The 17,376-nt window shown below is 45.6% G+C and carries 17 protein-coding genes and 3 pseudogenes; 13 read left to right on the top strand and 7 right to left on the bottom strand.

The annotated features are described in order from the left end of the window. From NCY57_RS00990 to NCY57_RS00960, 7 genes and pseudogenes are all read left to right on the top strand, one after another. Nucleotides 1-1,113 (top strand): annotated as a pseudogene (locus NCY57_RS00990) (DUF2800 domain-containing protein); the annotation flags it as partial. An 18-nt stretch (nt 1,114-1,131) separates the two neighbouring features. Continuing rightward, complete coding sequence (locus tag NCY57_RS00985; protein ID WP_173740051.1) at nt 1,132-1,704, top strand: DUF2815 family protein; 573 nt, start codon at nt 1,132-1,134, stop codon at nt 1,702-1,704. A gap of 27 nt (nt 1,705-1,731) precedes the next feature. Then, on the top strand, nt 1,732-1,908 hold the full coding sequence (locus NCY57_RS00980; protein WP_330383008.1) for a hypothetical protein: 177 nt from the start codon (nt 1,732-1,734) through the stop codon (nt 1,906-1,908). A gap of 66 nt (nt 1,909-1,974) precedes the next feature. Continuing rightward, nucleotides 1,975-2,160, top strand: a complete 186-nt coding sequence (locus NCY57_RS00975) for a hypothetical protein (protein ID WP_110103440.1) — start codon at nt 1,975-1,977, stop codon at nt 2,158-2,160. 54 nt (nt 2,161-2,214) lie between these two features. Next, nucleotides 2,215-2,568 (top strand): annotated as a pseudogene (locus NCY57_RS00970) (hypothetical protein); the annotation flags it as partial. Next, a pseudogene (locus NCY57_RS16990) lies at nt 2,564-2,917 on the top strand (ATP-dependent helicase); the annotation flags it as partial. The pseudogenes NCY57_RS00970 and NCY57_RS16990, both read left to right, overlap by 5 nt. Continuing rightward, the gene (locus tag NCY57_RS00960; RefSeq protein ID WP_227588950.1) at nt 2,830-3,867 is read left to right on the top strand and encodes a recombinase family protein; all 1,038 of its coding nucleotides are present in this window, start codon (nt 2,830-2,832) and stop codon (nt 3,865-3,867) included. The pseudogene NCY57_RS16990 and the gene NCY57_RS00960, both read left to right, overlap by 88 nt. 64 nt (nt 3,868-3,931) lie before the next feature. On the opposite strand, the gene NCY57_RS00955 is transcribed toward NCY57_RS00960, so the two are convergent. The 7 genes from NCY57_RS00955 to NCY57_RS00925 all read right to left on the bottom strand — a co-directional run bounded on the left by NCY57_RS00955 (nt 3,932) and on the right by NCY57_RS00925 (nt 11,667). Next, the gene (locus tag NCY57_RS00955; RefSeq protein ID WP_110103442.1) at nt 3,932-5,557 is read right to left on the bottom strand and encodes a hypothetical protein; all 1,626 of its coding nucleotides are present in this window, start codon (nt 5,555-5,557) and stop codon (nt 3,932-3,934) included. A gap of 280 nt (nt 5,558-5,837) precedes the next feature. Continuing rightward, nucleotides 5,838-7,508 (bottom strand): recombinase family protein, encoded by a 1,671-nt coding sequence (locus tag NCY57_RS00950; protein WP_284709581.1) that lies wholly within the window; start codon nt 7,506-7,508, stop codon nt 5,838-5,840. Beyond that, entirely contained in the window at nt 7,489-7,719 is a 231-nt protein-coding gene (locus tag NCY57_RS00945; protein WP_015540908.1) for a helix-turn-helix domain-containing protein, read from the bottom strand. The genes NCY57_RS00950 and NCY57_RS00945 overlap by 20 nt, the downstream gene beginning before the upstream one ends. Nucleotides 7,720-7,808: 89 nt before the next feature. Beyond that, entirely contained in the window at nt 7,809-7,994 is a 186-nt protein-coding gene (locus NCY57_RS00940; protein WP_208893051.1) for a hypothetical protein, read from the bottom strand. A gap of 15 nt (nt 7,995-8,009) precedes the next feature. Beyond that, nucleotides 8,010-9,299 carry a plasmid recombination protein gene (locus NCY57_RS00935; protein ID WP_173793899.1) on the bottom strand — a complete coding sequence of 430 codons (1,290 nt, stop codon included), beginning with the start codon at nt 9,297-9,299 and terminating at the stop codon, nt 8,010-8,012. Between the two features lie 381 nt (nt 9,300-9,680). Next, nucleotides 9,681-11,072 carry a DNA primase family protein gene (locus tag NCY57_RS00930; protein WP_250789375.1) on the bottom strand — a complete coding sequence of 464 codons (1,392 nt, stop codon included), beginning with the start codon at nt 11,070-11,072 and terminating at the stop codon, nt 9,681-9,683. Next, nucleotides 11,047-11,667 carry a CHC2 zinc finger domain-containing protein gene (locus tag NCY57_RS00925; RefSeq protein ID WP_250789373.1) on the bottom strand — a complete coding sequence of 207 codons (621 nt, stop codon included), beginning with the start codon at nt 11,665-11,667 and terminating at the stop codon, nt 11,047-11,049. Before NCY57_RS00925 ends, NCY57_RS00930 begins: the two co-directional genes overlap by 26 nt. 221 nt (nt 11,668-11,888) lie before the next feature. Between NCY57_RS00925 and NCY57_RS00920 the strand changes: the two genes are divergently transcribed. From NCY57_RS00920 to NCY57_RS00895, 6 genes are all read left to right on the top strand, one after another. After that, complete coding sequence (locus NCY57_RS00920; RefSeq protein ID WP_250789371.1) at nt 11,889-12,995, top strand: DUF6076 domain-containing protein; 1,107 nt, start codon at nt 11,889-11,891, stop codon at nt 12,993-12,995. Between the two features lie 10 nt (nt 12,996-13,005). Further along, nucleotides 13,006-13,713 carry a hypothetical protein gene (locus NCY57_RS00915; RefSeq protein ID WP_055199524.1) on the top strand — a complete coding sequence of 236 codons (708 nt, stop codon included), beginning with the start codon at nt 13,006-13,008 and terminating at the stop codon, nt 13,711-13,713. A gap of 35 nt (nt 13,714-13,748) precedes the next feature. Beyond that, complete coding sequence (locus tag NCY57_RS00910) at nt 13,749-14,921, top strand: hypothetical protein (RefSeq protein WP_250789370.1); 1,173 nt, start codon at nt 13,749-13,751, stop codon at nt 14,919-14,921. Nucleotides 14,922-14,937: 16 nt separating this feature from the next. Beyond that, nucleotides 14,938-15,615 carry a response regulator transcription factor gene (locus NCY57_RS00905; protein ID WP_250789368.1) on the top strand — a complete coding sequence of 226 codons (678 nt, stop codon included), beginning with the start codon at nt 14,938-14,940 and terminating at the stop codon, nt 15,613-15,615. Continuing rightward, nucleotides 15,608-16,507, top strand: a complete 900-nt coding sequence (locus NCY57_RS00900) for a sensor histidine kinase (protein WP_250789365.1) — start codon at nt 15,608-15,610, stop codon at nt 16,505-16,507. The genes NCY57_RS00905 and NCY57_RS00900 overlap by 8 nt, the downstream gene beginning before the upstream one ends. A gap of 135 nt (nt 16,508-16,642) precedes the next feature. Further along, a complete protein-coding gene (locus tag NCY57_RS00895; protein WP_006858253.1) occupies nt 16,643-17,314 on the top strand; it encodes an ABC transporter ATP-binding protein in 672 nt (223 codons plus the stop codon). Nucleotides 17,315-17,376 lie beyond the last annotated feature (62 nt).

Genomic DNA, 17,376 nt, shown 5'->3' with positions numbered 1-17,376 from the left:
ATGCCACCTAAAGGACATTCAATCCTCTCCGCATCATCTTCTGACCGCTGGCTCCACTGCCCACCGTCAGCAAGACTCTGCGAAACCTATGAGGATAAAGGTAGTGATTATGCTGCAGAAGGTACCGACGCACACGCTCTTTGTGAATACAAGCTCCTTAAAGCTCTCGGCATGGAAGCTACTGATCCAACCAAAAGTCTCGACTGGTACAACGCCGAAATGGAAGATTGTGCCACCGGGTACGCCAGCTTTATTATGGAGCTTTTGGAAGATGCCAAGCAGACCTGCTCCGATCCAGTTGTTCTGATTGAACAACGAGTGGACTTTTCCCGTTGGGTGGAACAAGGCTTCGGAACCTCAGATGCTATTCTCATCAGCGATGGAACTATGCATGTGATTGACTACAAACACGGTCTTGGAATACTTGTTTGCGCTGAAGACAATCCACAGATGAAATGCTACGCTCTTGGCGCTCTGGAGCTTTTCGATGATATTTATGACATCGATACGGTCAGCATGACCATCTACCAGCCCAGACGTCAGAACGTTTCTACCTATGAAGTCAGTAAGGATGACCTGTATCAGTGGGCCGATGAAGTTCTGAAGCCTACCGCAGACCTCGCCTTTGCCAGTGATGGAAACTTCCTGTGCGGTGAATGGTGCGGATTCTGTAAGGCAAAGCATGAATGCCGGGCCAGAGCAGAAGCCAATCTTCTACTCGCACAGCACGATTTCAAACTGCCACCACTGCTTACGGATTCAGAAATTGAAGTCATTCTTTCCCGTGTCGACGAGCTGGTCTCCTGGGCCAACGACATCAAGGAGTATGCACTCCAGCAGGCAATCAGCGGTAAAGAATGGACCGGTTGGAAGCTGGTCGAAGGTCGCTCTAATCGCAGATATACCAACGAAGCCGCTGTATCAAAGGCTGTCGAATCTGCTGGTTTTGACCCTTATGAAAAGAAGCTACTTGGTATCACTGCTATGCAAAAGCTACTCGGCAAATCTCGCTTCGAGGAACTCCTTGCAGCCTATATTGAAAAGCCACAAGGCAAACCTACTCTTGTGCCGGAAAGCGATAAACGCCCGGCAATGAACACAGCAAAAAATGATTTATGGAGGAATATGACAATGAGTAAAAATGTAAAAATGACAAATCCCATGAAGGTTATCACTGGTCCTAACACACGTTGGAGCTATGCCAACGTCTGGGAACCTAAATCCATCAACGGTGGCACTCCGAAATATAGTGTCAGCCTGATTATCCCAAAATCCGACACAAAGACTGTTGCAAAGATTGAAGCTGCTATCGAGGCTGCATACCGTGAAGGTGAAGCAAAGCTCAAGGGCAATGGTAAATCCGTACCTGCTCTTTCTGTACTTAAGACGCCTCTTCGTGACGGAGATCTTGAAAGACCGGACGATCCTGCATACGCTGGCAGCTTCTTTGTGAATGCAAATGCAACCTCTGCACCTGGTATCGTAGATGCAGACCGCAATCCTATCCTCACTCGTTCTGAGGTTTACTCTGGAATCTACGGTCGTGCCAGCATCAGTTTTTACGCTTTCAACAGCTCTGGCAATAAAGGCATCGCCTGTGGCCTTAACAATTTGCAGAAGATTCATGATGGCGAGCCTCTTGGCGGTAAGGCATCTGCTGAATCTGACTTTGCAACTGATAACGACGATGATTTTCTTGACTAATGGAGGTAGCAAACTATGGAGACAATCGTGATTAGCACAATTCTTGTAAACATCTGTATCGGCTGCTTCGCTTGCGTCGGTCTCACTACTGCAATCTCTATGATTCAGAGTATCATCAACGACCATAAACGTGAAAAGCGTGAGCAGGAAAAAGACAAGCGCGACCTCGAATACCACGAAAAGCGCATGAAAGACTTTAAGTAATCTATCAACCTGCTGGCGGTGGAACTCACTGCCGCCAGCACATTTTCTGACAAAAGGAGACAACCTATGAATGAATTTGCAGAAATCTTAAATCTATTTATTGCTAATGTCATCTCCTATACCTTTTTTGCGGCGGTATATGGCTTCATCATCTACAACGTAGGAAAAATCATTTTTTACCTTGTTAGTTATGCGGTATACCACATTCGTCGTGACATCAATAAATATAAATCCAATAAAGATAAACAGTAACAAGGCAGGCGGCAGGGATTTCTCTGCTGCCTGTTTTGTAGAAAGGACAATCTCATGAAAACACTTAGTATCGATATTGAAACCTACAGCGATGTGCCACTTCAGAAAACCGGAGTATATCGCTATGTAGAGTCACCTGATTTTGAAATCTTACTCTTTGCCTACAGTGTAGATAACCAGCCCGTTCAGGTCATTGATCTTGCCTGCGGAGAACAGATTCCAAAAGAAATCCTTCTTGCTCTAGAGGATGAATGTGTCATCAAGTGGGCCTTCAACGCTACCTTTGAACGCATCTGTCTTTCTCGTTTCTTAGGTTATCCGACCGGAGAATATCTGAAACCGGAAAGCTGGCGTTGCTCTATGATATGGTCCGCCACGATGGGGCTTCCACTCTCCTTGGAAGGTGTCACGAATCAAAAAGCGCTTTGATGTGAGAGAAATAAAGTCCAGCAAGGACATCACCGACTGGAATGCTGGAAAGATACCAGTCGCAGTCATTCATCCTGCATCTGCTGGTCATGGACTCAATCTACAGGCTGGCGGTTCCACCCTTATCTGGTTTGGTCTGACATGGTCACTGGAATTATATCAGCAGACCAACGCCCGACTTTGGAGACAGGGCCAAGCCGCCGGAACCGTGGTGATAGAGCATATCATCACAAAAGGAAAATACAAATCAACCACAATCGTTTTCTTGGATACACGAAAGACGCGGACGGCAACCTCATCATCGATCCAGAACAGGCAGAAATCGTAAAGCGCATTTATCGAGAATATTTAGAAGGTCTCAGTATGGACAAGATTGCTGCAGGCCTGGAGCGTGACGGTATCCTTACCGGTGCCGGAGGGGAAAAGTGGCACACAAGCACCATCAACAAAATTCTCCGAAACGAGAAATACATCGGTGATGCCCTGCTTCAAAAGACCTACACTACAGACTTTCTAAACAAGACCAGAGTTAAAAATAACGGTCTTGTTCCACAATACTATGTAGAAGGCGATCACGAAGCCATTATTCCGAAGAACATTTACCAGCAGATACAGGAAGAACTTGTCCGCAGACGAGTGGTAAAAACCAGTGACAATGGCAAAAAACGAAGCTACAGTTGCAATCACTGCTTCTCCCAAATCGTCATTTTCGGCGAATGCGGTGAAATGTTCCGAAGACTCCACTGGAACAATCGAGGCGTCAAATCAATTGTCTGGCGCTGCATCAGCAGGCTGGAATCCACCGGACTTGAATGCCACGCTCGAACCATCAATGAGCTGGTTCTTCAGGATGCCGTTGTCAATGCCATCAATCAATTACTCGGCGACAAAAATAACTATCAGGCACAGCTCCAGCTTAACATTGCCGCAGTCATCCGAGCTTCACAGGTAACAGCCATAGACAGCATTGACAAGAAGCTAATGGCCCTGCAACAGGAGCTGATTCAAAAAGCCAACAGTAAAGAGGACTACGACGAAATAGCGGATGAGATCTTCAGATTCCGAGAACTTCGTCAGAAAACCACTGTCGATACCGCCGCAAGGGATGAACAGATAAAGAGAATTAACGACTTGCAGGATTACATCTCACAGCAGACCGCCCTCCTTACTGAATTCGATGAATCACTGGTGCGACGCTGGATTAAGCAGATCACCATCTGGGATGACCGCATAATAGTTGAATTGAAATCTGGCGTCAGCATTGATGTGGATGCATAACTCTATAGATATACAATGGCTCCCCACCACTGGATAATTCCCGGTGATGGGGAGCCTTTTCATTTTATTTCAAATTTTCAATATTTAATTCCATGAACGTTAAAAAGTTAGTAGCATCTTTTAACAAACAGGAAAAGGTTTCTGCATAGTTTTCTTTTTTCACATCAAGCTTTTTCGTAATTTTTTGATATCCCTTTCCTTTACGATGTCCCGTTCCACTTGAACGTAACTCCTGTAGATTTCTCAAGAACTTAATATGCTCATTATAGTTTTCGATATTACTTTCACATAGCCAAGCTTCTATTTTTGAAATGCTACCTACAAGTTTTTCGTAATTACCAGTTAACCGTTTTGAAATGCTCTTTTCATTTAAAGAATCAATCAGTATTTTGACTAAAGAAAGAACCAGCATATCCATCTCAGTAATTGAATTATTTACTGGAACTCGTAATATTTCAAAATTATAAGCATCCTGCTCTGTTAATGATAAAAATAAAGGCCATCCATACTTTTCAGTGAAAACTCTATTTAATCGTGTATAAGCTTTCTTAAAAACAAAATCTGGAGACTCTGAGTCTGATGCAATACACATAAAATCTCTCTTTATTTTTGTTTTGCTCAATTTTCCTCCAATCGACTTGTTAAATCCCCTCCAATAATGCTGCTCGGCTTCACTTGGTAAATCTCTTCCTAAATCACCTAAATAAGCTGATACATAATCTGAATTACTATTATCAATATACAATGACCACAATACACCACATCGAATAATTCCATCTTCGACTTTATAAATTTCAGGTTTCGAATAATACTTATTCAGTACTGCACTGTCAAAATATACAGGTGTTAAATAGTGCGGCGCTGTTGGATTTGCCCCGAAGTAGTTGTTTAATTCTTTCGGATTACAAGTATGGCGTATTTCTTTTCCGTTCTCATCTATACCAATAATAAAATCAACATAAGTCTTTTCTTCATTATACGGCCAAATATTACTATCACATAAACTGCAACCTGAGACAACATTTTTTGCATAAATGATGGAATAATTTTTCCTTTTTAGTCCAGTTGATGTATTTCCGATATTAAGTGCATAAAAAATTGTGTTTTCGCTATTTCTATAAACCAATCCATCTTCCTTGATTTTTTCCGAATTATCGATAGAAACGCACCTGCTATCAATATGTATCATCAATACTTTTTCTTTTACTGCTAGATACGTTTTTAAGTATCTTTTATGTATAGTTACATACCCATTATCATTCATTTTCACTACGGTAATTCCTTCACCGTTAGAAACATCAATATATTCATTTTTTTGTGAATTGAAATACAGATTGAATAATAATCGAAACTCTTCAACAATTTCTATTGAATCTGTAGCTACGCCATTATATTCTCTTTTTATAACAAGTGGTTCATAACCATTGTCATTTCCCCAACGATGATAAACCTTTTCATCATCCTCCCAAGAACCGTAAACTGTAATTCCAGGCATCAATGTATGTGCATTATATGTATCATTTTCCATATCATTTTCAACTTCATTCAAAGGAAGAAGAAAACTCTGAAGGTATATATCATACTTTTTATCAATTTTATTTCCTGATACAGGAACCATTATGTCAGCATCTAATCCTCTCTCTATCCATTCTCGAATATCAATCTGATACAAATAATCTTTATCCATCATCTTTCAAATCCTCCTGTTATCTATTCCACTGCCAAGTCTGCCCCTTAGTATCGAGTGGCTTAAACTGCGGTCGGCTCTGACAACAATCCTAGTGACACAACCTCTGACATCTAATCCACAGCCTAAACCCTACCGCTATTCTCCGGTACTCAATTTCTCTCCAATCAGACCGAAAAGTAGATATGTTTCCATATAATAAAACCGAGCTTTCCGCAAGGCTTCTCTGATGATACCAACCTTACAAAAAGCCCGGAAATACGCCGCTTTTCAGCACTTGATTTTATTTTCTTGACAGCAAACACACAGTCTCGACAGTTGTTTCAGTTTCCAAGGGAAGTTCTTTCACTTCCTCACCATCAACAGGCACAGGAAAATTGAATACGATCTTCTTTATCCAGCTTCCGTCTTTCCTTTTCTCCGGGAACATCTCAATTCGCTCGATAAAGGCCTTCATAAACTCCTTCTGCTCCGCTTCCGTTGCGGAATGGTAGACTTCATCAAATGCCAGCAACAAGCGATAGATATTGTCTCCGGAAATCTTCTCCTGCTGGATGCTGCGGATCTGACTTTGCAATTCGCCAATCTGAACTTCGATTTCCTCTATGGTATCATACTGCTCATCATAGCGGCGCTGCAAGTCCAAAATCTTTCTGTCATAGTGGGCATCATTGATGTCCAAGGTATCCATCTGACGCTCCAAGCGGCTTTTCGTTCCAAAGGCTTGCTTTAGCCGCCCTTGTAGGACAGCAATCTGCCGTTCCATATCTTCTGTATCAACTGCTGTTCCGATTTTCGCCTGAATCGCTTCTACAAACCGTGGATTATTGACCATAGCGGAGATAACCTTCGCCACAAATTTGTTGATTTCCGTCTGCTCGATATTCAGACGGAAACTGCACTCATGCCCTGTCGGTGTAACCGTATTTTTGCAGTAGTAATAATACCGTGTTTTCTTGTCCTTGCTGTGCGCCTTGGCGATATTGCCGTACATACTCTTTCCGCAGCATGGGCATTTCAAGATACCGGACAGGATGTGTGCGTGGTCTGGATTGTTAACCTTTTCCCGCTTAAAGGAATTGATCTTGCGCTTTTCCTGTGCCAGATACCAATCCTCTTCGGAAATGATAGCTTCGTGTTGTCCTTCATAAACCGGGAACTCCGACTGCTCAACCACGTGCATCTCGTTTCTTGTACCCTGTTTCTTTTCTGTTCTTCGTCTGCCGTAAGCAATCTTTCCCATATAAACAGGATTGTACAATACATTTTTCACAAAATCTCTTGAAAATCCCGGAATGGTATTATTCTGTCTTAGTTTCTTAGTATAACCATTGCGGTTCAGATATTTTGCAACTCCTGCAACACCCTCATTAGTGTGAATGTAGCGGTCATAAATGACACGAATTACTTCCACTTCATCCTCTGCAATGACAAGGTTTCCATTTTCCAGTTTGTATCCATATGGAGCGAAACCGCCGTTCCATTTGCCCTCACGAGCCTTTTGCTCACGTCCTGCCATTGTCTGTGTGCGGATATTTTCTCGCTCAATCTCTGCCACCGCAGACAGCACAGAGATCATCAGCTTTCCTGCATCCTTGGAGCTGTCAATGCCATCCTCCACGCAGATCAGATTGACACCGAAATCCTGCATGAGTTGCAAAGAGTTCAGAACGTCCGCTGCATTTCTGCCAAATCGGGACAGCTTAAAGACCAACACATAAGAAACATCATCTTTGCCGTCCTGGATGTCATTCAGCATCCGTTGAAACTCCTGCCGCCCTTGAATGTTCTTTCCGGAAAAGCCCTCGTCAGAATACTCCCCGGCAACAATCATATCCTCGTATGCCGCATACTTCCGCAGCTTGTCACGCTGGGCATCCAAGCTGTATCCGTCAACCTGCATCGAGGTGGACACTCTTGTATAAAGATAGCATTTAAGTTGTTTCTTTTTCAGAATCTCCACCTCCCTCATTCCTTCCTTTTACCATAAGTCCCTCGTTGCGGATATAATACTCCAAAAGCCACAGCACATAATCCGGTGCATGGCGGTTGTCCAATTCCCATTCAGTCATAGTCCGGTAAGGAATATGGACGAGCTTGCAAAAATCTTTCCGATTCAGTCCTGTGCTTTCACGCAACTTTATAATTCTGTTTTTACAATCCATCCGTCTTTTCTCCACAAAAGCAAAAAATACACGTTGCGTAATCATTATAGCATAGCCATAGCGAATACGCAACGTGTAAATTGCAAATTTTACGCAGCCTTATCCGTCAGAAGCTGCGCTTGCTTATCATCCTTGGAACACTCCACCGTTTGTGGAGTATCCTGCTCTAATTTATCCAAAACCTGATGCCCGTACTTCTGGAGCATCTGGCTCATAACATCCACACAGCGGTCAAATGCCGCATTATATTTCGCTTCCTCATAATATTTCTTCAATAGGCAATTCCTCCATCAAAGTTCCATATCCTGTCCACGCTTCTGGGCAGGGTGTTTGTGTTCCTGCGTTTCCTTTCCTCTGATGAGGATAGAATTGATAAAAGCCCGAACCCTTTCGGATGCAATTTCCAGTGCATCCAGAAAAGGCTGGGCTTTCTGTTTCAGTTCCATATATTTTTCGCTTACTGCTTCATACCGCTGTTTCCAGATGGAAACCGTCTTTTCAGCGGAAGCCAGTTTCTCCTTCAAGCGCTTGTTGTCAGCATTGGCGATAATGCCGTTAACCGCATAGCGTTTGAGCGTGTCGCATTCATCCGGTGTCAGCGTGATATTATTTCCGAATGTGGCTTTCTTTCCCATCGTTTCAATCTCCTGCACCGTCAGAGCAACGGTCTTTGCTGTTTTGGTTTCCTTTTGCAGAGCTTCCAGTTTCTTTTTCTGTTTCTCCGTGGCAGCTTTGGCATTCTCCAACCCCCGCTTCGCCTGTGCCACCTGCCCGGTCACAGCTTCCAAGCGCTGCTGTTCTGCCTGCACCTTGAACTGGGTCACAGTCAGATGTTCCTCTGTACTGCCACGCTCTCCACGCTCCACATCGGTATATCCGGCATTTCGCATGAAATGAAAAAAGTCATCCTGCAACACACTGTAGGACGACTTCAAAATCTTTTTTCCTTTTGCGTTCAACATTGGATTACCATCCTTGTCAAGCACCGGCTTGGACTCCCATTTTTTACTGCGGCTGACCTGCGTGATCGTTTCCTTTACCGTTCCCCGGAGGGATTCATCCTTACATCGCTTCGACCACAGAATTTGCTTCTCTACCACCGGGATATAAACCACATGAAGGTGGTAGTGGTACACATCTTCGCCCAGAGCTTCGGACATTGCCCGGTTGCGCTCGTCGGCGTGCATCACAGCGGATAGGATATACTGCTCACCGCCTACGATCTCCACGGCGGCTTTATAGGCATCGGCATAAAACTGTTTTGCAAATTCATAGCCGCCGTGATTGTAGAAGTAAGCAGAGTTCACATCAAAGATCAACTCACCGTATTTGACGGCATCCGGTTTCAGACCTCTGGTGGAGATCACGCCATCCTGTTCCATCTGCTCGAACATTTTTACATAATCGTCAGTGGGAGACTTGAAGTGAACATTCAGCGCAGTACGTTCCGGCACGATGTCCTGATTGCTGTAGCTGTCCTTTTCACGCTCATTGTGTTCCTGTACCTTCGCCACATCAGCCGGTGTTTCCAAGTCCTGATTTCTGGCTACGGTACGGTCTATTCCATCATTTCTTGCCATTGAATTTTTGCCCTTTCTTTGGGATTTGCAGACAGCGGGGAGCTACGGAGAGGCACTTTTTCAAAGTGTAATAACCCACTATGACACTTTCATCCATACTGGCTGCAAAGTGCCGTGGGCTCTCCGAGGGCTCTCCCGAGGGGGAATGCGGTCACTGCGGTGACCTCTGCTGACCAAGGTGAAAATGTCTGCGCCTTTTCCTATGGTCAGCCCCGTCTGCATGAAGCTGTTCTGTGTCAACTTCCTCTTGCAGCCGGTGTCCACAGACACTTTTTCAAAAGCCTGTGAACATAGAAACAGCCCGAACGAGAGGATGTGTGCTGTTTCTATAACGAGCGTTTCACGCTCTTTTGCTGCGTACATACGTACCAGCAATGGGATTTACTCGACCTGCCGCCATTCCTCCGGAATGTCCTCCGGTACGTACGTACACGGCGAATCTCCGTAAAACCCATTTATATGAGGTCTTGCCACAGCTTCCACACCCATAAATCCCCACACCCGCCGTCCGGCAGAGTTGGTGATGTTGTTGCAATGCTCCAGATTGAATTTCTTGGCATTGGCAATCATGGCGTCGCTGAAGCTGCGGGCTTTCAGCGGAGCAAGAGAATTTTCCTCGCACCACATCCGATAGATTTCATAGAAATCCTTGGAGCTGATGGACGCATCCGCTTTACGCCGGATGTATCCCTCGGAATCCATGAAATCAAAGATATTGTTGTTGTCACGTTTGACCGCTTCCCGGTTTTCCCGGATACGGTCACTCTCCGTAAACTTAAAGTTGTTGGCAACAAGCCGCTGCAAGCCTTCAAATGCCCACAGGAAGATACCCTCGGCTTCAGCTTTCATCTTCTCTGCAAGATCAGGATCGTCAGCTCTGTCCACCGGCTTTTCCTTGGTGGTCAGCACAAGCTGTCTGCGATAAAATCCGTCACTGCGGTCATACAGGGCTTGCAGATCACCGTTACTGAATGCCAGCAGCCGGGCGAACATCCAGCCCTGATAACTCTGCTTGCCTTTACGTTCCAAATCCATCTTGCCTTGTGCTGTCACGATGGATTTTACATAGTTGGTCTGGCGCAGAGCTTCCATCCGCATATCATCATCTACGCACAGCAGGATGTGCTCCAGATCGGCACGGGCAAAGCGGTTTTCAGAAATCTTGCCGATGCTGCCGTCCTTCATGTTTGTGCCAAAGATAGCCGAAAGCACCGCACCGATTTGGGATTTACCCTCGCCACCGTTGCCCTTAATCACCATCATGCGCTGTCCTTTGTTGGAGGGGATCAGGCAATAACCGATAAACTCCTGCAAGGTGGGAATGTCTTCCGCATGGAGCAGTCCATTCAAAAAGTTCAGCCAGATCACGGGCGCAGGAGCATCGGGATTGTAGACAACAGGCAGACGGCTTCGCACGATAGCCGGTCTGCCCTCGGTAAATGTGCCGTTCAACAGCAGCGTACCGTTGAACACATGGATGCGATCCTGCTCCGGTGGGAAGTCAGGCACTTGCGCTTCCAGTTTCAGCACTTCCAGAATGTTGGTGATCTTCCGGGGGATGTTGTTCACGGCACAGAATTTCAGCTTGTCGTAAATCTCCCCACGCAGTGGGAGATCGTCCGTCACTCGACCATCGGGCGTAAAAAAAGCTCCGTTTGCGAAGATGATTCTGCGCTCATGCAGAAATTCTTCACAAAACAGAGCTTCGTTGATGTTCTGCCCATCAAACCAGACAGGCAAATTCATATCAGGCGTTTTCCGGTTCTTCGCCATGGTGCGCCACCTCCTTTTTCTTTCGTGTGATGTACTCTTGCAGAAAAGTAATTTTTCCCTCCTTCATCAGCTCGTCCACCAATGCCACCCGCTCTTCCAGATCACCCACGGTCAGCACATCTGCCATATATTCGATAGGACAGTGCATCTGGCAGGCTTCCACAAAACGATCATCCAGAGCCTCCTCCGGTGTTTTGGGTGCATACCGCACTTTCCAATCTTCCAGCAGATGCAGATAATCCGTCAGCACCCGGAAACACAGCATTTCATCCTCCCGGAACTGACGGATATAAGGACGCTTTGGCTTGGCCATAGCTGCGACAGTGGGCGGTTTCGGGTCAAGTCCGAAGTCCGAAGCCAGCTTTTGCGCTGCTTCATAGCTGCTCATATTGAACAGCCTTGCCACAAGGTCGATCACATCTCCCTTTGCTCCACAGCCGAAGCAGAAGAAATAGTCCTCATTCAGCTTCAAGCTCGGATGCCTGTCATTGTGGAACGGGCAGCAAGCCATACCGTTTCGGTTGACTTTCAGCCCGTAGTGTTCGGCGGCTTGCTTGACACTGATTGCCGCTTTGATGGTTCCATAGATTGTCATAAAAACCCTCCGTTCATAATATTCTGGAAAGCACGAAGCACCCGCCGTGATTGGCAGGTGCTTCGCTCCTTCTATTATGGTTATGACGGATTTTTCAAAAAACAGGCTAATGACAGGACAATCCTGTTTCAAAAAACAGGACAACTTATCTGAGGACGTAGATTTCTTCACATTTACATGATATAATTAGAAAAATGAAAAAACAGGACAGGAGGGCAAGCATGAATCAAGAATTGATGACATTGGATTTCTGGCAGGATACGGTCATATATGAGGGCAAAACATTCCCTGTCGGCACGCTTGCCTGTGATGCGCTGAATGTTCCTGCGGATACTATTACAAAAATGAACGAGCAATGCGAGAAAATCAATCTGCTGCTCGGGATGCTGAATGCCGGACAGGATACTTCTGCACTCTTTCCTATGGCAAAGGAAGCTGCATTGACAATGTTAGAGATTCTCAGCAAAACGCCGCCGTTCTCCTATATGGATATACCAAAGCACCGGGAACGAATAGAAAGGGTCTTTACTGCGGACAATGCTCTGAAATATGTGGAGTTCGCCATAAAAGCCGTAACCAATTCTTTACCGTTCGAAGAAGTTCCGAAATATGCTGATGCGGTGATGCTCCAGCGCTATACCGCTGTATGCGGGCATCTGGCTTACTCCCTTGAGGAATACCAAAAGGCGATGCTTGATTTTGCAGAACAATCGGACGGAAACGAAGCAGACCGCACCGCAGAGGGCTTTGCGAAAATGTTCGGCACCTATTTCCCACCGGAGTTTTCTATCACAGAGGGCAATGCCTGGATGTCTACCCTGAACAATTCCGTTCAGTATGTATCCATCATCCGTCCCGGCGAAAAAGTTGCGAAGCTGGTCAAGCGGATGCACTATGTATCCTTTGTGGGGATGTTCCGGTCTGATCTCTTTGAGGGCCTGTGTGTTGGTCATGCACCGAAGAAATGCAAAATCTGCGGCAAGTGGTTTCTGACCACCAACGCACGGCACACCAAATACTGTGGCGGCTATGCACCGGGGGACAAGCTGCACCGCACCTGTCGGCAGATCGGCAACCTGAAAGGCAGAGAACAACGGGAGCTTGCGGACGATCATCCGGTGAAACAGATTTATGAGAAACGGCTGAACACCATAAACCGCTATGTGAAGCGTGGTACTCTGGACGCTGATCTTGCAGAGGTTATGAAAAAGCTGGCAAAGGATAAAATGCTTCGAGCGCTGAGCAATGTCGCCTATGCCAAAGGTGATTACGAAAAAGAGATGGGACAGGCTGCTTTGAAGAAAGAAGCAAAATTACGGACGAAATGAGGAATATGTAATGGCACAGAAATATGATTTAACTGATATTGGGAATGCGCTTAGCCGGGTTATGGACAATCCTATGACCAAAATAATCCGTTCTGGCTCTATTGGTGTGTTGGGCGTAGTAAACCCAGTTGCGGGAATTGTAGGCGGAATAGGAAATGATCTTCTATCTGAATACAATACCTTCAAACTCGGCCATCTACTGAACGGTCTTGCATCTGGCTTTAATCTCGAAAGAAGATTGAACGAGCTTTACAACTATGTAAACTCCAGCCCGGAAAAGGCTATTATCGTAGCCAATCTGTTCAAACAAACCGTAAATGCAGAATGCCCAAAGGTTTGCGTTATTTATGGTCTAATTCTTGCAAACCATTTAGAAACACTTACAGAATTCACGCACGAAGAATTGATTGTCTGTAAAGCTTTGGAAAACGCTACGGATTATGATCTGAAGAATTTCAAAGAAATAATGGAGAACTATCTTAAGCCAACATCAAATGGAAGAAGAATTGTATTTCCAAAAGACTTTGCAGATATTGCTGCTTTCACCACCACATGCGATTGGTGTGTATATAATAGAATCTTTGTTTCCCGCACGGCAGAGTGGGGTGAAATGGAAGAAGGCGTTTTGGATATGAGCACGTACTATTACGAGGCAAATCCTGCATCTGTTCTTCTGGATAATATAAATGCTGCAAGACAAACTTGGAATTATGGTTAATTATTCCCGCTGATTACTTAGAAGGGAGGTGCGCTATGCTGAATGATTTTACATGGAATATGACCGGATACATACCAAAACACCAAGTCAATCCGCACGGTGATGGTATCATTCCCTATGTGGCAGAGCGCATCTTCCAACTGGAACCTGAGCCGCCAAAGGTAGGCAGTCTGAACGAATATATCCTGTCTGCCTTGCAGGAAAAGAATTTGATACATTTCTCATTCTTCCTACACCACTACGAGCCGCAGCTTAACAAGCGCATCAAAGACTTTCTCGGTGTGGATGGCGGCGATTTGTACGACACAGACCGATTTATAGATATAAAGCTCTCCTGCCGGGAACAAATGCTCCAAAAACTGATGGACTATGACCTTACCAAGGGCGCAGAGTATGCTACATACATCTATCCGTTCATCCGGGATGCTATGCTCCGTTTTCGCATGGGCGAAGAAAAATGGTCGGTATCCTCTCTGACTAATTACAAAATGGTGCGGTCAATGGCTTGGCTGTACCACAATACCAAGGATGCGGTCAACGAGTTTTCCAAGAAATACAACTGTGATCTTGCTCTTGCCGAAAACTATCTGAAAGTTGTGCGAGGTATCCGCAATCAGCAGCCTTTCTATGTCACAGACGAGGACGGTGAAGAAACAGGCGAGGATGTAGCCCTTGACGATAGCTGGAACTATACCGATATCCTCTGGAACGGCATACAGGCAGAAAAGGTGCAGCGGGCATTTGAGAAACTGAATTACCGGGAACAGACCTTGCTCGAAAAACGATTAGCAATTTGCATGACCTGTGGGCGTGTCAGCTCATGGAAAGACCGCCCCACCTTTGAAGAACTGGCGGTTATGTTTGAGGGCAGTACAGCCAGCGGTGCAGAACGAGCCTACCGAAAAGCAGTGGACAAGTTGACGGAATTTTTGGTTGCCGAGGGCGCAATCCATGCAGTCCGGCTAAAACAGAAATCCAAGACCAAGCGAAAAAAGAAAATCGCCGCCGCAATCTACGAATATCAGGCAGACTGCGACGGCGAATGGGGCGAAATATCATTAGATTTTGAGAACGGCAAGGCAGAGGTCATTTTGCTTGCCGATTGGGATACAGTGAAAACGAACAAATTTGCAAGCAGAGCAATCGCCTATCTTCTGAACTGTGAGAACGAAAAATTACCCAAGGAAATAATGGTGGCCTTTGAATAACGAGGGAGTGAGATACATGGAACAATTATTGATTATTGAAGATGATATAGGGTTGAATCAGGGTTTAAGTAAAGCACTGAAAGCAGATGACCGTCAGATTATATCCTGCCAAGACCTAAAAACGGCGAAGGAACAGCTTCTTTGCGGCGGTGTATCCCTGATCCTGCTGGATATCAATCTGCCGGATGGCAGCGGGCTTGAGCTGCTCCGGGAGGTCAAGGAAAACACACCCTATATTCCTGTTATTCTGCTGACTGCCAATGACACCGATCTGGACATCGTAGACGGACTGGAGAGAGGCGCTGATGATTATATTACCAAGCCCTTTTCTCTTTCGGTTTTGCGGGCAAGGGTGAATACCCAACTGCGAAAGCAAGCGTCAAACCATAAAAATGCGCCGTTCCATATGGATCTATTTCACTTTGACTTTGAGGCTATGACCTTTTATGTGGGAGATTCAAAAGCGGAATTGAGCAAAACCGAACAAAAATTACTGCGTCTGCTTGTTGAAAATCGTGGTCGAACCATGACCCGTGGAGACCTTGTCGACCGGATCTGGACAGATGGCGCAGAATATGTGGATGAAAATGCTTTGTCTGTTACGATCAAGCGGCTGAGGGATAAGCTTGGTGCACAGAAATACATTAAAACCGTCTATGGAATCGGTTATAGCTGGGTGACAAAAGATGAATAAAACCGGTATTGTGATCATACTGCTATGTTTTCTGGCGGCGGCAGCTGTTGTGTTATGGGAGCGGAGAAAGGCCAGAAAAACGATGGAAGAAATCGAAAGGATGCTGGACGCTGCCATGACCGGCTCCTTTTCTGAAACCAATTTTGATGAAAGCCGGCTGTCTGCTTTGGAAACAAAGTTTGCACACTATCTTTCTGCCGCAGAAGCATCTTCTCGAAATGTAGCGCAGGAAAAAGACAAAATCAAAACCTTGATTGCGGACATCTCGCACCAGACAAAAACGCCGATTGCAAACCTGCTGTTATACAGCGAGCTTCTGAAGGAGGAAACTCTGCCTGCATCGGCGAAGGCAAATGTGGAGGCGCTGTACAAACAATCGGAAAAGCTGCGATTTCTGATCGATTCTCTCGTAAAGCTTTCCAGACTGGAAAACGGGATCATTTCACTCTCCCCTCAGCAAGCAGCGCTGCAGCCGCTGCTTGAAAGCGTAGTAGAACAATATGCCGCCAAGGCTTCTGAAAAAAGATTGTCTTTGCGACTGCAAGATACCGATGCTTTTGCTGTATTCGACTCCAAATGGACAGCGGAAGCGCTGGCTAATATCGTAGACAACGCCATCAAATATACAGAGCATGGCACCATTACTATTTCTGCCGTAAGCTATGAAATGTTTGCAAGGATCGATATATCGGATACCGGTTCAGGCATCCCGGAAAGTGAGCAAGCGAAGATATTTGCTCGCTTTTACCGCTCAAATAGTGTGCAGAAACAAGAAGGGGTCGGCATCGGCTTATACCTTGCCCGACAGATCATATCCGGCGAGGGCGGTTATATCAAGGTTGCTTCCGTTCCGGGAAAAGGAAGTACGTTTTCCATATTTCTGCCGAAATAACAACAATTCTATCAAAACTGTTAGATTTCATTTTCCGCCGGAAAGAATGTGGAAAGATTCCTATGCGATAATCTGTATGTATCAAAGGATCATTTCCTTTCATACATACAGATTTTTTCATGGAGGTACTCATTTATGGAAGTTTTACAGGCAAAAAACCTGAAAAAGATTTATGGCTCCGGCAATAACGCAGTTCATGCGTTGGATGGAGTTGATTTAAGTGTAAAGAAGGGCGAATTTGTTGCAATTGTCGGCACATCCGGCTCCGGCAAATCCACGCTGCTGCACATGCTGGGCGGGCTGGATCGCCCTACAAGCGGCACGGTCATGGTGGACGGACAGGATATTTTCTCCCTGAAGGAGGAAGCGCTGACCATCTTCCGCCGCAGGAAAATCGGCTTTGTGTTCCAAGCATATAATCTTGTTCCGGTGCTGAATGTGTATGAAAACATTGTTCTACCCATTGAGCTGGACGGTGGCAAGGTCAATAAGGATTTCGTACAGCAGATTGTACAGACACTTGGGCTGGATGATCGTCTGGATGCGCTGCCCAATCAGCTCTCAGGCGGTCAACAGCAGCGGGTAGCCATTGCCCGTGCGCTGGCGGCAGCACCCGCTATCATTCTGGCAGATGAACCCACCGGCAATCTGGATTCCAAAACCAGCCAGGATGTATTGAGCCTTTTGAAAGTCACCAGTCAAAAGTTCGCCCAGACAATCGTAATGATCACTCACAACGAAGAAATTGCGCAGATGGCAGACCGCATTATCCGTATCGAAGATGGTCGGATCGTCTCCCAGAACTAACGGGAGGTGGCTACGATGAATGTCAAAAACAGAAAATGTATTCGAAAGCTCAGCTTAAAATC

The organism is Blautia sp. MB18-30 (assembly GCF_023669475.1).
Lineage (GTDB): Bacteria > Bacillota > Clostridia > Lachnospirales > Lachnospiraceae > Blautia_A > Blautia_A fusiformis.
Note: the sequence above shows the minus strand (reverse complement) of the source record. Positions and strands in the feature narration are given on the sequence as shown.

What these genes read in the sequence shown, in the direction of transcription:
- NCY57_RS00985 (WP_173740051.1), top strand. Translation starts at nt 1,132, where the DNA reads ATGAGTAAAAATGTAAAAATGACAAATCCCATGAAGGTTATCACTGGT.
- NCY57_RS00925 (WP_250789373.1), bottom strand. Translation starts at nt 11,667, where the DNA reads ATGACAATCTATGGAACCATCAAAGCGGCAATCAGTGTCAAGCAAGCC.
- NCY57_RS00915 (WP_055199524.1), top strand. Translation starts at nt 13,006, where the DNA reads ATGGCACAGAAATATGATTTAACTGATATTGGGAATGCGCTTAGCCGG.
- NCY57_RS00905 (WP_250789368.1), top strand. Translation starts at nt 14,938, where the DNA reads ATGGAACAATTATTGATTATTGAAGATGATATAGGGTTGAATCAGGGT.
- NCY57_RS00900 (WP_250789365.1), top strand. Translation starts at nt 15,608, where the DNA reads ATGAATAAAACCGGTATTGTGATCATACTGCTATGTTTTCTGGCGGCG.
- NCY57_RS00945 (WP_015540908.1), bottom strand. Translation starts at nt 7,719, where the DNA reads ATGGATTGTAAAAACAGAATTATAAAGTTGCGTGAAAGCACAGGACTG.
- NCY57_RS00975 (WP_110103440.1), top strand. Translation starts at nt 1,975, where the DNA reads ATGAATGAATTTGCAGAAATCTTAAATCTATTTATTGCTAATGTCATC.
- NCY57_RS00935 (WP_173793899.1), bottom strand. Translation starts at nt 9,299, where the DNA reads ATGGCAAGAAATGATGGAATAGACCGTACCGTAGCCAGAAATCAGGAC.
- NCY57_RS00955 (WP_110103442.1), bottom strand. Translation starts at nt 5,557, where the DNA reads ATGATGGATAAAGATTATTTGTATCAGATTGATATTCGAGAATGGATA.
- NCY57_RS00920 (WP_250789371.1), top strand. Translation starts at nt 11,889, where the DNA reads ATGAATCAAGAATTGATGACATTGGATTTCTGGCAGGATACGGTCATA.
- NCY57_RS00895 (WP_006858253.1), top strand. Translation starts at nt 16,643, where the DNA reads ATGGAAGTTTTACAGGCAAAAAACCTGAAAAAGATTTATGGCTCCGGC.
- NCY57_RS00930 (WP_250789375.1), bottom strand. Translation starts at nt 11,072, where the DNA reads ATGGCGAAGAACCGGAAAACGCCTGATATGAATTTGCCTGTCTGGTTT.
- NCY57_RS00910 (WP_250789370.1), top strand. Translation starts at nt 13,749, where the DNA reads ATGCTGAATGATTTTACATGGAATATGACCGGATACATACCAAAACAC.